A 20,695-nucleotide genomic window follows, 5' to 3' on the forward strand; every position below is an offset into this window, starting at 1 on the left:
AGTATAGGAGGAACGAGAAAGTGCTTAAAAAGAAAGTGCTGAAACAGAACAACTTACTCAGACTGCAGAAGAGACTTGCAGTGGTTATGCTGGCCCTTACACTTGGACTCGGTACAGGGTGCGGCAAAACAGATGACGGAGCGGACGGTGCTGCGTCGTCAGAAGCAGAGACTTTGGCGGATGGTCAGACAAACGATCAGACAGATGCCGGAGCATCAGAAGAAGATGGACAGGAGTCAAAAAAAGCTACAGAAGACAAGGATGAGCCTTATGTAGAGGGAACATACTCAAGTGATTCGTATGACGTGGCGGAGTTTGCGGCAGAGCCTCGTAAGAAGACCGACGAAGAGGGTAATCGCGGTGTGTATTACGAGATATTTGTCAGATCATTTGCCGATTCAGACGGTGATGGTATAGGCGATCTGAATGGCGTCACGGAGAAGCTTGACTATCTGCAGGAGCTCGGGATCGATGGGATATGGCTCATGCCGATCACTGCATCCGATACCTACCACGGATATTCCGTGGCGGATTACATGACGGTGAATTCCGATTACGGAACAGAGGATGATCTTAAGAGATTGCTTGACGAAGCACACAGCAGAGATATGAAAGTCATCATGGATCTGGTCATCAATCACACTAGTATCAATCATCCGTGGTTTCAGGCGGCAAAGTCCGATGAGAACAGCGAGTACAGAGATTATTACAGGTGGGTGTACAAGACCGACAAGAAAGACTGCAATCATCTTCTCGACAAATCAAGCTGGGGAGATATGGTGTGGCACCAGGAAGGAGACTTCTATTATTATGGTGTGTTCGGCGCGGATATGCCGGATCTGAACTATAACAATCCGGATGTTAGACAGGCTGCGAAGGATGCCGCCGGTCACTGGCTGGAGCTTGGTCTTGACGGTTTCCGTATGGACGCCGCAGTTCATATCTATGGGGCGCATGAGTTCAAGCAGCAGGAAGATTCTGAAGCGGCAAACATCAACTGGTGGAACGAATTTGCCGGTTACTGCGAGAGCATAAATCCTGATGTATACCTGGTGGGTGAGGTATGGCAGGATGACAAGGTGCTGGAAAATTATGTCCAGCCATTTGACACGAAGTTTGATTTCGCAATTCAGCAGAAGATACTGAACTGCGTACAGAAAGGCATGGCGGTGCCAGGCTTTGGTGATTCTCTTTCCGTGGCGATAGAGAATATACAGAATAAATATGACGGCGTGGATGTCAACTATCTGAATGGAGTATTTGGAGCAAATCACGATCAGGACAGGATAGCATCGTCGGTGAACAGCCTGGATAAGGCGAGACAGATAGCAGCGGTATATATGACACTTCCAGGCAATCCATATATTTACTATGGCGAGGAACTCGGAATGTACGGCAGCAAGCCGGATGAGATGATAAGGACACCATTCCTGTGGGGAGATGACAGTACATACAACACGTCATGGGAAAAGGATGATCAGAATGCAGAGACAAAGGGACTTGACCAACAGATGAAAGATCCGGATTCAATGTATTCATATTACAAGACACTGATAGCGCTTAGAAAAGACAATCCTGCCCTTATGAAAGGAAACTATAGAGCGGCAGCGCTCACAAGCGACAGTGTGATAGCGTACTTCCGTGAGGCGGATGGACAGAAACTGCTGGTGGTGCACAACTTTGCAGAGGGCAATCAGACGGTATCACTTGCTGAGTGCGGAGACATAACAGTTACAAATGTACTTTATTCAAGTTCTGGTGAGACAGGTGTGTCAGACCTTAGTTCAGTGAAATTAGCTGGAAATGAGAGTGTGGTACTGGAACTTGGTGAGTAGATAAAAAATCCCAATTTAAAGGAGGATCTCCATGAAGAAAATACTAATAACGGGTGGTACAGTATTTGTAAGCCGGTATGCGGCGCAGTATTTTGTGGACAAAGGCTATGAGGTGTATGTGGTGAACAGAAATTCAAGACCGCAGGTTCCAGGTGTGAAACTTATAGAAACGGACAGGCATGACCTGGGAGACAAACTCAAAGACATCTATTTTGATGTTGTGGCGGACATAACCGCATATAATGCGGAAGATATCACAGACTTATGTGACAGCCTTGGTTCATTTGGTCAGTATATCATGATCAGCTCAAGTGCAGTGTATCCAGAGTATGGAGATCAGCCATTCCGTGAAGATTCAGAACGGGCACTCAACAGATACTGGGGGTCATATGGTACGGATAAGATTGCTGCGGAGGATGCATTACTTGACAGAGTGAGTGATGCTTACATACTCAGACCACCATATATTTATGGACCTATGAACAATGTATACAGGGAGGCTTTTGTATTTGACTGCGCCAGGGCGGACAGGCCATTTTATCTGCCCGGAGATGGTGGAATGAAGCTGCAGTTCTTCCATGTGAAGGATCTCTGTATCCTGATGGAGAGAGTAATAGAGGAAAAGCCGGAGACTCATATCATGAATGTGGGAAATGTGGAGCCGGTCACTATAAAAGACTGGGTGACGATGTGTTACGCCTGCTTTGATAAGATCCCTGAGTTTGTAAATGTCAGTGAGGATATAGAACAGAGAAATTATTTTAGTTTTTATAACTATGAATATTATCTCGATGTGCAGCAGCAGAACAAAATATACCCGGAGACAATATCATTGGAAGATGGATTGAAAGAATGCGCAGAGTGGTATGTGGAAAATGAATCAGAAGTTGGGAAAAAGTCATATATGGAATATATAGACTGTAATTTAAAATAATGTACGTTGGTGCAGCGATATTGTAAATGATATGTATTTAGGGAGATCTGGAGCTTCGGCTCCGGATCTTTTTTTATAGATATACATTCAAATATCGTCGAGATATACGATGTGTATAAATTCATTAAGAAAGTGTAAATTCGTTATAAGTGGGTTTACATCTTCGCTAGCATTGATATAATGCAGATACATAGTGAGAGAGTTCTTGACAATGATGGAGTTTTACTCATTGTTCTCAAATAAGATTTTAGTTCTTTTTTAGTAGAAATAAGTGATCTGAAATTTCTATAGTTTAATTTCCATAATGATTTTTGGCAAATATAAAATAATAAAGGAGTTACTGAATGATAAAAAACAGGAATGTTAGTATAATAACGGACGAAAATAATAATCAAATAGTAATTATTAATGACAAAAAATTTAAAGGCTTATCAAAAGATGATTGGCAGCAGATAGAAAAATACTTAAAAGGCTATATATCGGATTGTTATGAAATTACAGAAACAAATGATGTTGTTTATATTGGAAAAGAATTTCCGTCTGAATATGCAGGTTCGAAAAGCAGAATTGCATTAAAAGGTGCAAGAAAAAAGGCAAAGGCATCAGCATCACAGGGAATTCCAGAGCTAATAAAAATAGCCAAAAATCCACGTTGGGAAGAGAATAAAGAGCAAAAGCATAATAAAGATGCTAAATATGGTTGGTATAGATATGATATAAGGTTTGGACTGCCTGTGTATGATGATAAAACGGGCAATTTAGATAGATATAATATATTCACAGCTATTCTTCTTATAAAACATTCAGAGGATGGTAATAAGTACCTGCATGATATTACCACAATAAAAAAAGAAACGAGCAGCCCGCTTGAGTCGTAAAACTGTACGGTGAAAACCCATTTCTTTTGATATATTCTATTTCAGTCTTTTTGTTTTGTCAAGAAAAAAACATCCTCCATCATATTCATAACGAGTATGATGGGGGATGTTTCATGTCTACACTATAATAAATTACTTATTGTTAGCGTTGTCCTTCTCCTCACGCTTCTGATCCATCATAGCACGAACCTTCATTGAAAGACCGAACAGGTTGATGAAACCTGAAGCATCCTTGTGATCGTAGAGGTCGCCAGTTGTGAATGAAGCAAGGCTCTCTGAGTACAGAGTATAATCTGATGTAGTACCAGCCTTGATGATGTTACCCTTGTAGAGCTTCATCTTTACATGACCAGTTACACGCTCCTCAGTCTTGGCAACAAATGCTGAAAGGCTCTCGCGGAGAGTGCAGAACCACTTTCCTTCATATACAAGTGCTGCGAACTTTGTTCCAACAAGCTTCTTGTACTCCATAGTATCACGGTCAAGTGTGAGCTCCTCAAGCTGCTTATGAGCCTCTGTGAGGATAGTTCCACCAGGTGTCTCGTATACACCACGTGACTTCATGCCGACAACACGGTTCTCAACGATATCGATGATACCGATACCGTGCTTTCCGCCGAGCTTGTTCAGCTCACGGATGATATCAGAAGTCTTCATCTTCTTGCCGTTGAGTGCTACAGGGTAGCCCTTCTCGAAGTCAAGGTCAATGTACTCAGGCTCATCAGGTGCCTTCTCAGGTGTAACTGAGAGAACCAGAAGGTCATCGTAGTTTGGCTCATTTGCAGGATTCTCAAGCTCAAGGCCCTCATGGCTGATGTGCCAGATGTTACGGTCACGGCTGTAAGAATGCTTTGCATCAAATGGAAGATCGATGCCGTGTGCCTTACAGAATGCGATCTCATCCTCACGTGACTGCATAGTCCACTCAGGCTGTCTCCATGTAGCGATAACCTTGATGTCCGGTGCAAGAGCTTTGATAGAAAGCTCAAAACGAAGCTGGTCGTTACCCTTACCTGTAGCTCCGTGGCAGATGGCAACAGCGCCTTCCTTACGTGCAACCTCAACAAGCTTCTTTGCAATGATAGGTCTTGCAAATGAAGTACCGAGAAGATACTTGTTCTCATATACAGCGTCAGCCTGAACTGTTGGCATGATGTACTCATCACAGAGCTCATCTACAACATCGATGATGTAAAGCTTCTCAGCTCCTGAATACTTTGCTCTCTCGTCAAGTCCCTCAAGCTCGCTCTCCTGACCTACATCTATACATGCACAGATAACATCGTATCCGTATGTCTCCTTTAACCATGGGATGATGGCAGTGGTATCAAGACCGCCTGAATAAGCCAGTACAACTTTTTCTTTAGCCATTTTAATAAATCCTCCTATAAATATAGTGTTTTGAAAAATTACTTTATAATATATTCCATTTTTCGCCTACATGAACTATACAACGCAAATGTATATTATGCAAGCAATTTTTCAAAATATCCATTTAATCAGCGTATAATATGCATGTGATTTATACATGGATACATAGCTAAATGGCGGCAAAAACGTTGATGAACCGTATATTTTTAACGATTATGCAAATATTCAAAAAAACCATTGCATAATATGCAATCAAAATGTATAATTATAAAAAGTTTTTTGTAGGAGGGATAACATATCGTCTGATTAGATGAATGTTGACTAGGCTGACTAAGTGGGTATACAATCAAACAGGATATGCCTTAAGACAAATCCGTGGGAATGGAAATATAAATTTTTACATATATATGGAGGCAGTTATGATTAAGGTAGGAATTATCGGATCGACAGGATACGCAGGACAGGAGATAGTAAGAATCCTTCTTGGACATAAGGAAGCGGAGATCGTATGGTACGGTTCAAGAAGCTTTATCGATCAGAAATATTATCAGGTATACGGCAATATGTTCCAGATCGTGGACGCAAAGTGTATGGACGACAACATGGAGGAGCTTGCATCAAAAGTAGACGTCATATTTACAGCTACACCACAGGGACTGTGCGGATCACTGGTGAATGAGGAGATTCTGTCAAAGGTGAAGATCATAGATCTCAGTGCAGATTTCAGAATAAAGGATGTTGCTACTTATGAGAAGTGGTACAAGATAGAGCATAAGAGCCCACAGTTTATTGACGAGGCTGTGTATGGTCTTTGTGAGATCAACAGGGAGGATATAAAGAAGTGCAGACTTCTTGCAAACCCTGGATGCTACACAACATGTTCCATCCTTTCACTCTACCCACTGGTTAAGGAAGGTCTGGTTGATGCCAACTCCATCATCGTTGACGCCAAGTCCGGAACATCAGGTGCAGGAAGAGGCGCGAAGATCGCAAATCTTTACTGTGAGGTCAATGAGAGCATAAAGGCTTATGGAGTTACGACACACAGACATACCCCTGAGATAGAGGAGCAGCTTGGATATGCGAATGGCAGTCCGATAGTCATTAATTTCACTCCACATCTTGTCCCTATGAACAGAGGAATACTTGTAACAGCATATGCCAACCTCAAGGAGAAGGTCGACTACGATACAGTGAGAGCTGCATACGATAAGTACTATGCAAATGAGAGATTTATCAGAGTCCTCGACAAGGATGTATGTCCTGAGACAAGATGGGTTGAGGGAAGTAACTATGTGGATGTCAACTTCAAGATAGATGAGAGAACAAACAGAGTCATCGCCATGGGTGCACTTGACAATCTCGTAAAGGGAGCAGCAGGTCAGGCTGTGCAGAACATGAACATCATGTTTGGATTTGACGAGGCTGAGGGCCTTCGCATGGCTCCTGTTTTTCCATAAACATCAGGTTTGAAGCATTTGCCTCGAAATAGACACTTGGAAATAAGGTGGTAGGATGAAGATAATTCCGGGAGGCGTGACAGCCCCTGCGGGCTTTAGGGCAGCGGGACTACATGTTGGAATAAGAAGAAATAAACTGAAAAAAGACATGGCACTTCTGGTGAGTGATGTTCCGGCTAATGTAGCGGGAGCATTTACACAGAACATGGTTCAGGCAGCACCGGTCATATACGACAGGCGGCTTTGCCAGAATGTGGGAATGTGTCAGGCGTTGGTGGTAAACAGCGGTGTGGCAAATACCTGTACTGGCGAACAGGGAATCCACGATGCTGAGGCCATGGCGGCCCATGTAGGTAAGAGCCTTGGCATAGATCCAAGTACGGTTGCGGTGGCTTCTACAGGAGTCATAGGAATGAGACTTCCGATGGATGTCATACAGAGCGGTATAGATATGCTGGTGCCGGAGCTTTCATATTCTATAGATGCCGGAGTGGATGCCGCGGAGGCGATCAAGACGACTGATATCTATAAGAAGGAGATAGCCGTAACTTTAGAGATCAAGGGGCAGCAGGTCACCATCGGAGGTATGTGTAAGGGATCAGGAATGATCAATCCTAACCTGGGAACCGTACTCAGCTTTATCACGACAGACCTGAATATCAGTTCAGAGTTGCTGGGCAAGGTGCTTAAGGCTGACGTGGTCGATACATACAATATGGTGTCAGTGGACGGAGATATGTCCACCAACGACACTGTCATGATATTTGCAAATGGCATGGCGGGCAACGAGGAGCTGCTGGAGACCGATGACGACTTTCCTGCATTTGTCGAGGCAATAAGATATATCAACCGCGCATTTGTCAGGGCGATAGCCTCGGACGGCGAGGGTGCTACCAAGATGTTTCAGGTGGATGTGTCGGGCATGCCGGATAAGGATACTGCAAGACATCTGGCAAAGGCGATAGTGGCCTCCAATCTTGTAAAGTGTGCCATGTACGGAGCTGATGCCAACTGGGGCAGAATAGTGTGCGCCATGGGACAGAGCGGCGTGAAGTTTGATCCGTACAGGGTGGATATAGAGATAGCCAGTGTGGCAGGACATCTTGAGATCGTAAAGCATGGAGTGACAACTGATTACGATGAGAAGGAAGCAAGCCACATACTCTCAGAGAAGCAGATAAAGCTCAAGGCGCATATGAATATGGGGGATGAGATGGCCACAGCGTGGGGCTGCGATCTCACATATGACTATATCAAGATAAATGCGGATTATAGAAAGTAAAATCCAGTGAGATAAGCCATATAAAAATGGAAGCAGGTTATAAGATAAAACATATTGCGTAAATTTAAAAATAGATTGTAGTCAATAAATCAAATAAGACTAAATTGAGACGATGCGTTAATCGTTGACATTGATCAGGCTGGAAGATAAAGTTGAAGGCAAAAGACAGATAAACCTAAGGTAGATAAACCGAAGATATATAAATATAGAAGAAAGAAGGACAGAAAAATGGTTATAGGTGATTACACAGTAGATCAGGTAATTGAGAAGGCACAGACACTGATAGAGGCTATGCCATATATCAAGAAATTCCAGGGCAAGACAGTGGTTGTAAAGTACGGCGGAAGCGCTATGCTTGACGAGAATCTCAAGTACAACGTTATCAAGGACGTTGCCATGCTGAAGCTTGTCGGCATGAAGCCGGTCATCGTACACGGTGGCGGCAAGGAGATCAGCAAATGGGTAGAGAAGGTCGGCAAGGAGGCAGAATTTATCAACGGTCTCCGTGTTACAGATGCAGAGACGATGGAGATCGCAGAGATGGTTCTCGGCAAGGTCAACAAGAGTCTTGTAAGTCTCATGCAGAAGATCGGACTTAAGGCAGTCGGAATCAGCGGCAAGGACGGCGGTATGTTCACAGTCAAGAAGAAGTTCCCTGGTGGCAAGGATATAGGTTATGTGGGAGAGATAACAAATGTTGACACATCCATTCTTACATCACTTATCGAGGATGATTTCATCCCGGTTATCGCACCTATAGGAGTGGATGAGAACTACGAGGATTACAACATCAATGCGGACGATGCTGCTTGTGCAGTAGCAACAGCTCTTGAGGCTGAGAAGCTTGTATTCCTCACAGATATCGAGGGAGTATTTATTGATCCAACAGACAAGTCAACACTTATCTCAGAGATGGATATACACGAGGCAAAGGACATCATAGAGAAGGGCGTTGTCGGCGGTGGTATGCTTCCAAAGCTTAACAACTGTATCGCAGCCATGGAAAATGGAGTTTCAAGAGTGCATATACTTGATGGCCGTCTCCAGCACTGCCTGCTTCTTGAATTCTTCACCCAGAAGGGTATCGGAACTGCTATCCTCAAGGAGCCTTTATTCTAGGATGCATGGCAGAATATAACAAAGCTTCAAATAATAAAATAGTAAATTATAAAACAGTATATATGACCATGGTGGACAGCCATCTGTAAGGATGGAAGATTACCGGTCATGTATGCTGTTTTTTTATGTCTGATCTGAATCGGGGAGTTTATAAAAATGTTACATTTTTATGTATTGTAAAAAGTATCAATGAATAAGGGATAAAAGGGCTCTTTTGTGAAAAAAGTAACAAAAATGAAATAAAATAGAAATATATTGTTGTAAATTCAGAGGTGTTTAGATACAATAAACCTGTGTAATTCTGTGCTGACACAGGAGGTGTCGCACGATGAAGAAAATAATTAAAAATTTAGCATATTTATGCGTGCTGACAATGACATTATTGTGTTCCGGCTGTGGAGAAGAACAGGTAACTATATCCGGTAATTCAGAAGAGAATGTTACGGAGAAAGTTTCGCAGCAAGGCGCGGAAGAAGCCGGAGCAGACGAGAGTCTAACGATACATTCAGAAACTCCAGAATACATAACAGTTTTTGTATGCGGAGCAGTGAAGAATGAGGGCGTATATGAGCTCGAAGCCGGATCCAGGGCGAATGATGGCCTTGAGGCGGCGGGAGGATTCTCCGATGACGCAGATACCGTTGCGGTGAATCTTGCAGATGTGCTTGAGGATGGTCAGAAGCTGTACTTTCCTGTCGGAGGTGAACAGCTTCCGGATGAGAGCGAAGCCGGGACAGATGCGTCGGAACAGAGACTGGTCAACATCAACAGTGCAGATGCTGCGGAACTTATGACGTTACCGGGAATAGGCGAGACGAAGGCCTCGCAGATTGTTGAGTACAGACGGAAGAATGGAGCATTTGCCTGCAAAGATGACCTTAAGAATGTCAGCGGCATAGGAGACAGTATATATGAGAAACTGGAGACATATATATCGACAGAGTAAATGAGTCTCGGGGTAGAAAGGATGTTAAGATGAAGAAAGTTCTTGTTGTGGATGATGAGAAGTTGATCGTTAAGGGGCTGAAGTTCAGCCTGGAACAGGACGATATGGAAGTGGATACAGCCTACGATGGCGGTGAAGCTATAGAGAAGATAAAGGCAAATGATTACGATATAGTTCTGCTGGATATAATGATACCTGTATACACAGGAATAGAGGTTTGCCAGATGGTCAGAGAGTTTTCCAATGTTCCTATTATCATGCTCACTGCAAAGGGTGAGGACATGGATAAGATCATGGGACTCGAGTATGGTGCAGATGACTATATAACAAAGCCATTTAATATTCTTGAGGTGAAGGCCAGGATCAAGGCTATACTTAGAAGAAGCAACCGCAAGCAGGCACCTGCAAAACCGTCAAATGTAATGGAGATCAACGGAATGAAGGTTGAGCTTGACAGCAGACGTGTATTTGTCGGTGGTAAGGAGCTTAATTTGACAGCCAAAGAGTTTGACCTTCTTGAGCTGCTCATGGCGCATCCAAACAAGGTATATTCAAGAAATGAACTCCTGAATACGATCTGGGGAGATTCCTACCCGGGAGATGCGAGAACAGTTGATGTGCATGTTAGAAGACTTCGTGAGAAGATAGAAGCTAATCCGGGTGAGCCGGTATACATTCATACAAAATGGGGAGTAGGATATTTCTTCAAGGGCTGATATGAAAAAAAAGAAACGTGCAACAGTTGAAACAGAAAAAATTGAAGAGAAGAATACCGCCCAGGAGAGATCCAGAGTCAGTATCAGAGTGGGGCAGAGAACGATCATATCGCTTATAGTGGCAGTCAGTGTGGCAGTGATCGCCTATGCAGCACTGTGGATACTGGCGGGCACTGTGAATTCGAAGAGTGAGAGAAATCTTGACAGACACGCACAGGAGTGTGCAGAATACATTGCCCATATAGTGAATGAACACAAGGCGGAGGATGATATAGGGAGAGCCGTGGACGAGATAAAGACCATGGCTTATTCTCTCTCTGCCCGTATAGTTATAGTGGATACTGATTACAAGGTCGTGGTGGACTCCTATGGAAAAGACACCGGAAGATATCTGGTGGATGAGAACGTGTTCAGCGTAATGAAGGGGCAGCAGAAGTATATATCAGAGACAGAGGAAAATGTGTACAGGCGCATAGTTCCAGTGATCAACAGTGAGGGCTATACAGATGCGGTGGCACTGATATCTCTTGAGACCGATGCTCTCGAGAACCTGTCAATATATATGAAGAGAAATGCAACTTATCTGTTTGCGATATCGTTGATACTTGGATTGATAGCTGCTTATTTTGCGGCTAAGTTATCAGTCAGGGATGTGAACCATGTCAGAAACGAGATAGAGGGAATGAAAGGCGGCAGCCTTGAACCGATGAGCGTGGACGGTATGTTCAGGGAGACACAGGAGCTGACAAAGGATATAAACGATATATTCAACAAGGCACAGCTTCTTGAGGAGTCCCGTCAGGAATTCGTGTCAAATGTCTCACATGAGTTAAAGACACCGATAACATCCATGAAGGTTCTGTCAGAGTCGCTGCTCACCCAGAGTGATGTGCCGGCGGAGATGTACAGAGAATTCATGGAGGATATAGTTCAGGAGATAGACAGGGAGGCAGAGATCATAAGTGATCTGCTTACACTCGTTAAGACTGACAAAGGCCCTGACAGCCTGAATAAAGAGCCTGTGGATATGAATGAATTTATGGATCTCATACTCAAGAGACTTAAGCCTCTGGCGGAGAAGAGAAGTATACAGCTTTCATTTGAGAGCTTTGGAGACATAAAGGCAGAGATAGACAAGGTGAAGTTTACTCTTGCGATCTCGAATCTGATAGAGAATGGAATAAAGTATAACGTTGATGGCGGTTGGATAAAGGTTTCGCTCAATTCAGACCACAGGAACTTCTATATCAAGGTAGCAGACTCCGGTGTAGGAATACCGGAGGATTGCATAAATCATATTTTTGAGAGATTCTACAGAGTAGACAAGGCGAGAAGTCGAGACACTGGTGGAACCGGTCTGGGACTAGCCATCACGAAGAATATAATTATCATGCACAAAGGAACTATAAATGTGTATAGTGAACCGGGAAAAGGAACTACATTTACGGTAAAGGTTCCATTACAGGCTCACGAGTAAGGGATTAATATGACGACGAAAAAAAGAATTATGCTCACTGCCGTGGTCATGGCTGCAGTGGTGATTCTTGTGGCGTGTGGAAGCGACAGCAAGAATGGCAGAAAGAAAAATTCAGCAGACAATTCAGATGAAAATCTGACTCTGTACTACGCAAACTCAACGTGGACTGATCTGTTCCCGGAGGTTTTCACCCGAGACCAGCTCGTCACGACGGAGAATCTTATCGACACTGTGATGAACGCATTGATGGACAGTGGGGAAATGACGGATAAACAGGTTCCGGTTCCCCAGGGCGTTACGTACCAGAGATATACATATGACGGTCAGGCGACGATCAATCTTATGTTCAACGTTGACTGGGAGGCCACTGACACATATGAGATGGTGCTAAGCAAGGCGGCATTTGTGAGAACTCTGACACAGATCGAATCGGTGAAGAAGGTTGTGTATGAATACACTGACATTGCAAATGAGAACAGTATCGTGCGTGAGGAGCTCACAAATGATTCATTTTCAGATATGGACAACTTCATGAATCCACATGAAGAGTACAACATATATATGCCGGACAGCACAGGACAGAAGCTGGTTCAGAAGACCATAGATCTGGACAGATCAGCGCCTGAATCACTGGAGGAACAGATGGTTGCAGGACTGAGAATGAGTTACGATGGAACAGTTGTACCGCTCAATGAGAAAACTGTGGTTAAGAGTGTCACTGTGGATGATGCTGACGATGTGTGTACGATAACATTTAATGAGAGCTTTGCGGATGGAACAGCAGGTGTGGACGATGAGATACTTGTGTATTCTGTTGTGGATTCCCTCATGGAGCTTGAAGATGTCAAGAGTGTACAGATAAATGTGGATAATACAAATAACAGATTGAACAACATCGATCTCAGCAGGAAATTTACTGCTGATTATTCAAAGCTTGAGATATAAACAGAAGTTTGAACAAAACAGGAGGATACGAATATAAAGAGACCATTATTCTGGATAGCAGTATGCTTTGCGCTTGGAGAGGCGTATAAAGAGGCTGCTGACAGTTCAGTGCTTATAATTGGTCTGATCATATTGGCTGCACCGGTATTGTCGGTTTACATGGACAAAGCCGGTACAGCCATGTTTTTTTATAGTGGCAAAGCTCATGGTGATAAAGACAGAAAGAACAGGATCGTCAGATGCGTTCTGAGTATGATGATATTTGGAATGATCTTGTTGACCGGTTATATGAATGGTTGTGCTATGTCAAAGCAGGAGAGACTCGCAGAAGAGCTCGATGGGCAGCAGCCGGGCGGTATAGAAGGAAAGGTGTACGAGATCAGGCAGTCCGGCGATGAATGGCGGGTATATGTGTATGCGGAATGGATAACATTTGGCGGAGGCGACTCAGAAGAAACTGTGGAATACCGGGGAAGATCAAAGGTATTGCTGTACATGGAAGACGTGGGAAGCCTGAAGACCGGAATGAAGCTGACCTTAAGCTGCAGTCTGTCAAGGCCGGACTCTGCAGATAATCCGGGCGAATTCGATGCGCGGGAATATTATTCGCACAAGGGAATATATATAGTAGGAAAGGATATCTCCATTCTGGAGTGTGGAGAGGACTACAGCCGTATAGGAGACAGTCTGTTCAGGCTGCGTATAAAGTCCGGGGAGATCACAGACAGTGTGTTTGGAGAGACGGATGGCTCGGTGATAAAGGCAATGCTACTGGGGGATAAGAGCGGCATTGACAGGGATACGAAGAAGCTGTTTCAGATGAATGGAATAGCTCATATTCTGGCGATATCCGGTGTGCACATAGCAATAATAGGAATGACATTATTCGGCGTGCTGCGAAGGCTTACAGGGTCATATATGGCATCTGGTATAATGGCTATATCTGTGATCGTACTTTACGGAGTTATGACTGGGATGGCGAGTTCAACTGTAAGAGCCATGATAATGATGGTGATATCTGTGATCGGTCAGGTAAAGGGGCGAAGCCCTGATATGCTTACATCCGCGGGAACCGCGTCAGTCATACAGGCGCTGATTGATCCGGGTATCATCCTTGATGCCGGATTTCAGTTGTCTTTTGCCGCAGTGCTGGGGATGGCGGTGCCTGGAGCACTTATGAAAAAGCTTATTCCAACTAAGAATAAGGTAGTCAGTACACTTGTAATGAATCTGGCGATAACACTTGCCACCGGACCGCTTGTTATATTCTATTATTACCAGTTTCCGCTGTATTCGATCTTTCTGAATCTGCTCATAGTGCCATTGGTTTCTGTGATAATATTTGTGAGTATCGTCGTGATTGCGGCTATGCTTATTTTTCCCGGGATACTACAGGGCAATGAGATGGCGGTGGGCATAGGAGCGTTTCCTGTGAAGCTGATACTTGCAATATACAGGCAGCTTTGCGAATGGGCGATGAAGCTTCCATTTTACAGTATAAATACAGGCCATGTGTCGGTTATGATGATCGTAGTATTTTATATGGCTATGGTTGGAGTGCTGATCCTGCTTGTAAGAGCAAAGAGTGCAGACTGCGCCAGGGTGAGGAGGCGGATGGTCTGTCTGTGCGCTGCTGTGATCATGACCTTGTGCTGCGTGTGTTACGAAGTAGCTTCATTTGACCGGGAGTTCAGAGTTGTATTTATGGATGTTGGTCAGGGAGACGGCATACTTATAAGGTCTGGCATGGGAGTAAATATATTGATAGATGGGGGCTCGTCGAGTAGCAATAAGGTTGGTGAGTACGTGATGGTGCCTGTTCTAAAGTTTTATGGTGCAGCTCATGTAGATTATGCATTTGTGACACACGGAGATAAGGATCATGTGTCCGGTATCCAATATCTTCTAAGCGATACGAACTCCGGTATCAGAATAGATAATCTTGTGGTTCCGATGTATGGTGATATTGAAAATATGGGTGAACTGCTTGAGCTGGCAGAGAAAAGAGGCGTAAATATCATATATATGGACGGCGGTTCTCAAATGTCCTGTGGCAAGGATGCAGCTAAGGTGTGGTTAAATTTCTTGCATCCGTCCGAAAAAACTGATATAAAAGATGCAAATGATCTTTCTGCGGTTATCCGTCTGGAGTATCGAGGGTACAGTGTTTTATTTACGGGAGACCTGGGAGAAGATGGAGAACGGGAGCTTATCTCGGAGGGCGGTGATCTGAGTGCTGATGTGTTGAAGGTCGGACATCACGGCAGCAGATATTCTACGAGTGGGGAGTTCCTGAGAGCAGTCGACCCGGATCTTGCGATCATATCGGCGGGGGAGAATAACCGATATGGTCATCCGCACGGGGAGACACTGGAGCGTTTGGATGCCTGTGGAGCTGATGTAATGAGTACCATAGACTATGGAGCTATATGTGTAGAGATAACGGATGGTGGAATTTCGGTAACCGGATACAGATGATCAGGGAGTTATGAGAATAAGAATTCTGAAAGGAGAACAGGGGAAGGAAGAAACGACTATGATGTGGAAAGGAAGATGAGTATGACAAAAAAACTAAAATTACTGCTGGAATTTGTAATGCTGACACTTGGCGCAGTTATAGCTGCATTTGCTATCGAAGAATTTCTCGTGCCGAACACCATACTTGACGGAGGAGTCATCGGTATAGGTATCATGATCAATAATCTCACAGAAGTGTCCCTGAGTATTCTGACGATCGTTCTTAATGTTCCGTTTCTTATAATAGGTTCAAGACAGCTTGGTAAGATGTTCATGGTGAAGTCCGGTTATTCCATGGCTGTATTCTCAGTATTTGTGGAGATATTCAAACCCCTTGAAAATGCAACCTCAGAGACCATACTTGCGGTGTGCTTCGGCGGTGTGATACTTGGACTTGGAGTTGGTATCATCATCAAGTTCGGCGGGTGCTTGGATGGAACGGAGACCGTGGCCATCATGCTGAACAAGAAAAAAGACTGGCCGGTTGGAAGAGTTGTTCTGGGCATGAATCTGATCATATATTCTATTGCGGGAATGCTCTTTGGTCTGGACAGGGCGATGTACAGTCTTCTTACATACTTTATAACATCAAAGGTGCTTGATATGGTTGAGACCGGTCTTGAGCAGGCGAAGGCAGCCATGATCATAACTGATGATGCCAGAGAGGTGGCAGACAAGATATACAAGAAGCTTGGAAGAACAGTTACCATCATGCAGGGCAAGGGAATGATAAGCGGTAACAAGACAGTGCTCTACTGTGTTATCACGAGATTTGAGATCGGTGAGCTGAAGAACATCATCAATTCCATAGATACCTCCGCATTTGTCACAGTTACGGATGTGGCGGAGATCATAGGAAACCACATCAAGGACAATGAGTACAAGGAGATCCTTGAGAAGATAGAGGAGAAGGAAGAACCGCTCACAAAGCTTCCTGAGCATGAGAGTATGACGGACTTTGATGGCCTGGAGCATACTGGAAAAATAGATTAGAAAAAGCCTGTGACATATACCGGCAGATAACTGCTGTATATGTCACAGGCTTTTCTTTATTGATATATGTTTTAGACTGTAGTCAATATATTACTGGATACTGTCTACAAATGCCTTGTGGATCCTGTAGTCGCTGTCAAGCTCAGGGTGGAAGGAGAGGGCAAACTGGTTGCCGTACTTAACCGCCACGATCTTGTCATCAACTGTTGCAAGGACATCAACCTCAGGTGAAGCCTCAGCCACATAAGGTGCACGGATGAAAGTCATAGGAACCTCACCGATACCTTTAAGCTCGGCCTCTGTGTGGAAGCTTCCAAGCTGTCTTCCGTAGGCATTTCTCTTTACTGTGACAGGGAGAGTGCCAAGGTGTACAGTGTCATCACCTTCGATGTGCTGTGCCAGAAGAATAAGTCCTGCACATGTGGCAAGAACCGGCATGCCACCCTCGATCTGAGACTTTATAGTGTCGAACATGTCGCTGTCTCTGAGAAGCTTTCCTTGGACTGTGCTTTCACCGCCAGGAAGGATCAGGGCGTCATAAGGCTTGTTCAGATCTCCGGCATTTCTAAGTTCTAAGCATGATACGCCGAGCTCGGAAAGTACATGCTCATGCTCTGCGAAAGCTCCCTGTACTGCCAATACACCAACCTGCATATTACTTACCCCTTTCTGCCATGAGGATTGCGATCTCCTGCTCGTTGATACCAACCATAGCTTCACCAAGTCCCTCTGAAAGCTTTGCAACGAGATCAGCGTCATTGTAGTTTGTTGTTGCCTGAACGATGGCAGCAGCACGCTTAGCAGGGTCTCCTGACTTGAAGATACCTGAACCTACGAATACACCCTCAGCACCGAGCTGCATCATGAGAGCTGCGTCGGCAGGAGTAGCAACACCGCCGGCTGCGAAGTTTACAACTGGGAGACGGTGATTCTCATGTACGTACTGAACGAGATCGTAAGGAACCTCAAGCTTCTTAGCTGCCTCATACAGCTCATCTGTTCTCATGCTGACGATCTCAGCGATCTGGCTGTTCATCTTTCTCATATGTCTTACGGCCTGAACGATATCACCTGTACCAGGCTCGCCCTTAGTTCTGATCATTGAAGCACCCTCGTTGATTCTTCTGAGGGCCTCGCCGAGATCCTTGGCACCACATACAAAAGGAACCTTGAACTGTCTCTTGTCGATATGGTATACGTCATCTGCTGGTGAGAGAACCTCGCTCTCGTCGATGTAATCGATCTCGATGGCCTGAAGGATCTGAGCCTCTGCGAAATGTCCGATACGGCACTTAGCCATAACAGGGATTGATACAGCGTTCTGGATTCCCTTGATCATCTGTGGGTCACTCATACGTGATACACCACCTGCAGCTCTGATATCTGCTGGGATTCTCTCAAGTGCCATAACTGCACAAGCGCCGGCAGCCTCAGCGATCTTAGCCTGCTCAGGTGTTGTAACGTCCATGATAACTCCGCCCTTAAGCATCTGGGCAAGTTCCTTATTTAACTTATATCTTTCTGTTGTCTCCATGTTGAACCTCCGTTATAATTAGATTTGTGTTTATTGGAGTGAGTGTACATAAACTCACAATCTGTAGGTGATTATAAAACCAAAGTGACATTATAGAAATAATCAATATGTGATTATAAAAACAGGTCAGATAACCTCTGATATTATCAAAATACATAGAAAAACAGGTCAGATTTGCCACATAAGATATAATTATGGTAGAAACTGGTACTGTATTTTGAAAATCATATTGTGAGACATAAGCTTGATGAAGGAGAAACGTAATGGCTGCAACAAAGAAAAAAGAAAAAAAGAACGCGATGGCGGTCATAAACCAACATATAAAGACGGGGGAGTTTGCCAAGATATATCTTCTGTATGGGGAGGAGAGGTATCTCGTGAACCAGTACAGGGATAAGCTGCTGTCGGCTCTGACTGATAAGGACGATAATCTGAATTTTATGAAATTTGCCGGAAATGGGATCGATACATCTGAGCTTCTTGCATTCTGCAACGAGATGCCATTTTTTGCGGACAGAAGAGTTGTCCTTGTGGAGAACAGTGGTCTGTTCAAGAGCAGCAACGAGGATTTTGCAAAGAAGCTGGTGGAGATAGAGGATACATCAGTTGCCATATTTGTAGAGATGGATGTGGACACCAGGTATAAGCTGTTCAAGGCTGTGGACAAGAATGGAGAGGCTCTGGATTTTGCGACCCCTGATGAGAAGATGATGGTCACGTGGGTGAAGTCACTGTTCCGTGCCGATGGTGTTGCCACCACAGACACGGCGATATACAAGATAATCGAAGCTGCTAACATGGATATGAACTGTATCAAGAATGAGGTTGACAAGATGATAAGCTACGCCGGAGACACGAAGCAGGTCAGCGAGCATGATGTGGATCTTCTGTGCAGTCAGGATGCGGAGAGCAAGGTGTATCAGATGATAGACTTCATCATTGCAAAGCAGAAGGAGAAGGCTTGCAGTATGTATCACGATCTTCTTGAGAATAAGGAATCGGCGATCATGATAAACGCATGTATCATGAGACAGTTCAACAAGCTTCTTCTGGTAAAGATGGCATTATCAGATGGCGCGCAGGACGCCAGCCTGGCGAAGATCGCAGGATGCCCGGTGTGGGCGGTGAAGAATTACAAGGCTCAGTGCAGGGGCTACAGCATGGCACAGCTTAAAGACATAGTGGAGAACTGTCAGGACATGGACTACAAGCTCAAGACCGGACAGGTTATGGATAACGCGGCGATGGAGGTCATGATCGTGGAGCTGTGTGAGATGCAGTAGGAGACTGGTGATGATATTAGATATTGAGGCAAAAAAATAACCACTGTGAAAACAGTGGTTATTTTTTATATAACTATGATTGGTTTAAATATATGCAGCCGTTTAATATATCCAAATCCTTGTGTCAAAGTTATGTAGTTATCAGCCAGATGCTTAAGCCATCTTGTTAACTGCAACTGCAAGACGTGATACCTTACGAGCAGCGTTGTTCTTGTGGTAGATGCCCTTTGAAGCAGCCTTGTTGATCTCTGATGTAGCAACAACAAGTGCCTGCTGAGCAGCAGCCTTATCACCAGCAGCGATAGCAGCCTCAACCTTCTTGATAACTGTCTTAACCTTAGACCTGATCATCTTGTTTCTAAGTGTCTTCTTCTCGATAACATTGATTCTCTTCTTTGCAGATTTGATATTAGCCAAAATTCTTACCTCCATAAAATCTAATTAAATATAATAAGGTTTTACATTAAAACCGGACACGGACAATTCAATGTAAACATACTCACATATAATAGATGAAACGCAATTCGTTGTCAAGACTAAAAAACAAAAAAATGCGCATTTTCGCAGATTATTTTCATGTTGTTTCCTAAGAAAAATGAAGTAAAACAACATGTTACTTTCCTTTACATAAAAAGGGGTAAATGGTATCATATATGCAGTGGGTCTTAATGATCCATACATATTATAATACAGGAAAAGCAGAGAAATATACAGATGTTTAAATATAGATTTTTTCAGGTGATAATGGCACTTTCGCTGGTCTTGCTGATCATCTCCACGGCGATAATGTGTTCGTTCAGCGTTTGCAGGGTTGCGGAGAAGAGCTACAAGCCGAGTAATAGCGGCACGATAAGTTCAGTCATGAATAACGGACAGACTGAGGAATTATCAGAATTTGATGCGTGGGTGGAATACAGTATCGTGCTGGATGCTCTGGATGGGGACAGCGAGCAGGAGTACAGGCTTGGCAACGTATATCTGTCCACTGAGAATGTGATGAGGCTTGAACAGCTTGCAGACATCAAATCCAAGGCAAGCAATGGTGTGTTCATATCCATTGTGCTTCTGGTGGCATGCTTTGTAGTCATAAGGAGAAGGAGACTGTATGAGTGTGTTGTATGGGGCGGCGCTGCAGGCGTTATAATAGGAATAATCAGCTTCATAGCCATGGCGGTATCTGGTAGCGGAATCATGTATGGCATAAGAAGAATGGTGTTTGGAGAAAGCTATGCGGAGCTTTTTCCGGGACACGATGTCCTGCCGGATATAATACCGGCCGGTACGGGAACGAAGGTTCTTTGGGTGTATGTTGGAACGATATTTGTTGGACTTGTGGTTACTATCATAGTCAGGGTTATAAGCTATAAGAAATCACGTCCACACAAATTCAGATAGAAGGTTACAT

At 44.1% G+C, this 20,695-nt stretch carries 18 protein-coding genes; 14 read left to right on the forward strand and 4 right to left on the reverse strand.

The window, feature by feature from the left end:
• Positions 1–20: 20 nt before the first annotated feature.
• From AB5150_RS08770 to AB5150_RS08780, 3 genes are all read left to right on the forward strand, one after another.
• The gene (locus AB5150_RS08770; protein WP_368291705.1) at positions 21–1,835 is read left to right on the forward strand and encodes an alpha-amylase family glycosyl hydrolase; all 1,815 of its coding nucleotides are present in this window, start codon (positions 21–23) and stop codon (positions 1,833–1,835) included.
• Positions 1,836–1,866: 31 nt separating this feature from the next.
• Positions 1,867–2,769, forward strand: coding sequence for an NAD-dependent epimerase/dehydratase family protein (locus tag AB5150_RS08775; RefSeq protein ID WP_349092948.1), 903 nt, complete (start codon positions 1,867–1,869; stop codon positions 2,767–2,769).
• Positions 2,770–3,113: 344 nt separating this feature from the next.
• On the forward strand, positions 3,114–3,647 hold the full coding sequence (locus tag AB5150_RS08780; protein WP_004848629.1) for a hypothetical protein: 534 nt from the start codon (positions 3,114–3,116) through the stop codon (positions 3,645–3,647).
• 132 nt (positions 3,648–3,779) lie between these two features.
• Here the strand turns inward: AB5150_RS08780 and AB5150_RS08785 are convergent, their stop codons facing one another.
• A complete protein-coding gene (locus AB5150_RS08785; RefSeq protein WP_004848633.1) occupies positions 3,780–5,018 on the reverse strand; it encodes an argininosuccinate synthase in 1,239 nt (412 codons plus the stop codon).
• Between the two features lie 419 nt (positions 5,019–5,437).
• On the opposite strand from AB5150_RS08785, the gene argC reads away from it, so the two are divergent.
• The 9 genes from argC to AB5150_RS08830 all read left to right on the forward strand — a co-directional run bounded on the left by argC (position 5,438) and on the right by AB5150_RS08830 (position 16,473).
• Entirely contained in the window at positions 5,438–6,478 is a 1,041-nt protein-coding gene (gene argC / locus AB5150_RS08790) for an N-acetyl-gamma-glutamyl-phosphate reductase (protein ID WP_022059392.1), read from the forward strand.
• Positions 6,479–6,533: 55 nt separating this feature from the next.
• The gene (gene argJ / locus AB5150_RS08795; protein WP_055143951.1) at positions 6,534–7,760 is read left to right on the forward strand and encodes a bifunctional ornithine acetyltransferase/N-acetylglutamate synthase; all 1,227 of its coding nucleotides are present in this window, start codon (positions 6,534–6,536) and stop codon (positions 7,758–7,760) included.
• Positions 7,761–7,988: 228 nt separating this feature from the next.
• Complete coding sequence (argB, locus tag AB5150_RS08800) at positions 7,989–8,879, forward strand: acetylglutamate kinase (RefSeq protein ID WP_015533199.1); 891 nt, start codon at positions 7,989–7,991, stop codon at positions 8,877–8,879.
• A gap of 328 nt (positions 8,880–9,207) precedes the next feature.
• A complete protein-coding gene (locus AB5150_RS08805) occupies positions 9,208–9,825 on the forward strand; it encodes a helix-hairpin-helix domain-containing protein (protein WP_368291706.1) in 618 nt (205 codons plus the stop codon).
• Between the two features lie 29 nt (positions 9,826–9,854).
• Positions 9,855–10,541 (forward strand): response regulator transcription factor, encoded by a 687-nt coding sequence (locus AB5150_RS08810; protein ID WP_015533197.1) that lies wholly within the window; start codon positions 9,855–9,857, stop codon positions 10,539–10,541.
• Between the two features lies 1 nt (position 10,542).
• Positions 10,543–12,018, forward strand: coding sequence for an ATP-binding protein (locus tag AB5150_RS08815; RefSeq protein ID WP_022217180.1), 1,476 nt, complete (start codon positions 10,543–10,545; stop codon positions 12,016–12,018).
• Positions 12,019–12,027: 9 nt separating this feature from the next.
• Entirely contained in the window at positions 12,028–12,963 is a 936-nt protein-coding gene (locus AB5150_RS08820; protein ID WP_117874671.1) for a GerMN domain-containing protein, read from the forward strand.
• Positions 12,964–13,071: 108 nt separating this feature from the next.
• The gene (locus AB5150_RS08825; protein WP_368291707.1) at positions 13,072–15,441 is read left to right on the forward strand and encodes a DNA internalization-related competence protein ComEC/Rec2; all 2,370 of its coding nucleotides are present in this window, start codon (positions 13,072–13,074) and stop codon (positions 15,439–15,441) included.
• Positions 15,442–15,522: 81 nt separating this feature from the next.
• A complete protein-coding gene (locus tag AB5150_RS08830; RefSeq protein ID WP_238050452.1) occupies positions 15,523–16,473 on the forward strand; it encodes a YitT family protein in 951 nt (316 codons plus the stop codon).
• Positions 16,474–16,563: 90 nt separating this feature from the next.
• On the opposite strand, the gene pdxT is transcribed toward AB5150_RS08830, so the two are convergent.
• A complete protein-coding gene (gene pdxT / locus AB5150_RS08835; RefSeq protein ID WP_349818454.1) occupies positions 16,564–17,127 on the reverse strand; it encodes a pyridoxal 5'-phosphate synthase glutaminase subunit PdxT in 564 nt (187 codons plus the stop codon).
• Position 17,128: 1 nt separating this feature from the next.
• Positions 17,129–18,007: a pyridoxal 5'-phosphate synthase lyase subunit PdxS gene (gene pdxS / locus AB5150_RS08840; protein ID WP_004848658.1), complete on the reverse strand. Its 879-nt coding sequence runs from the start codon at positions 18,005–18,007 to the stop codon at positions 17,129–17,131.
• Between the two features lie 263 nt (positions 18,008–18,270).
• On the opposite strand from pdxS, the gene holA reads away from it, so the two are divergent.
• Positions 18,271–19,290 (forward strand): DNA polymerase III subunit delta, encoded by a 1,020-nt coding sequence (gene holA, locus AB5150_RS08845; RefSeq protein ID WP_015533192.1) that lies wholly within the window; start codon positions 18,271–18,273, stop codon positions 19,288–19,290.
• A 153-nt stretch (positions 19,291–19,443) separates the two neighbouring features.
• On the opposite strand, the gene rpsT is transcribed toward holA, so the two are convergent.
• Positions 19,444–19,707, reverse strand: coding sequence for a 30S ribosomal protein S20 (rpsT, locus tag AB5150_RS08850; RefSeq protein WP_055143958.1), 264 nt, complete (start codon positions 19,705–19,707; stop codon positions 19,444–19,446).
• Between the two features lie 297 nt (positions 19,708–20,004).
• Here rpsT and AB5150_RS08855 point away from each other — a divergent pair, with 297 nt between their 5' ends.
• Positions 20,005–20,685, forward strand: coding sequence for a hypothetical protein (locus AB5150_RS08855; RefSeq protein ID WP_015533191.1), 681 nt, complete (start codon positions 20,005–20,007; stop codon positions 20,683–20,685).
• Positions 20,686–20,695 lie beyond the last annotated feature (10 nt).

It is taken from the genome of Coprococcus sp. RTP21281st1_F1_RTP21281_210402 (genome assembly GCF_040915325.1).
In the GTDB taxonomy this organism is placed as follows: Bacteria; Bacillota; Clostridia; order Lachnospirales; family Lachnospiraceae; genus Coprococcus; species Coprococcus aceti.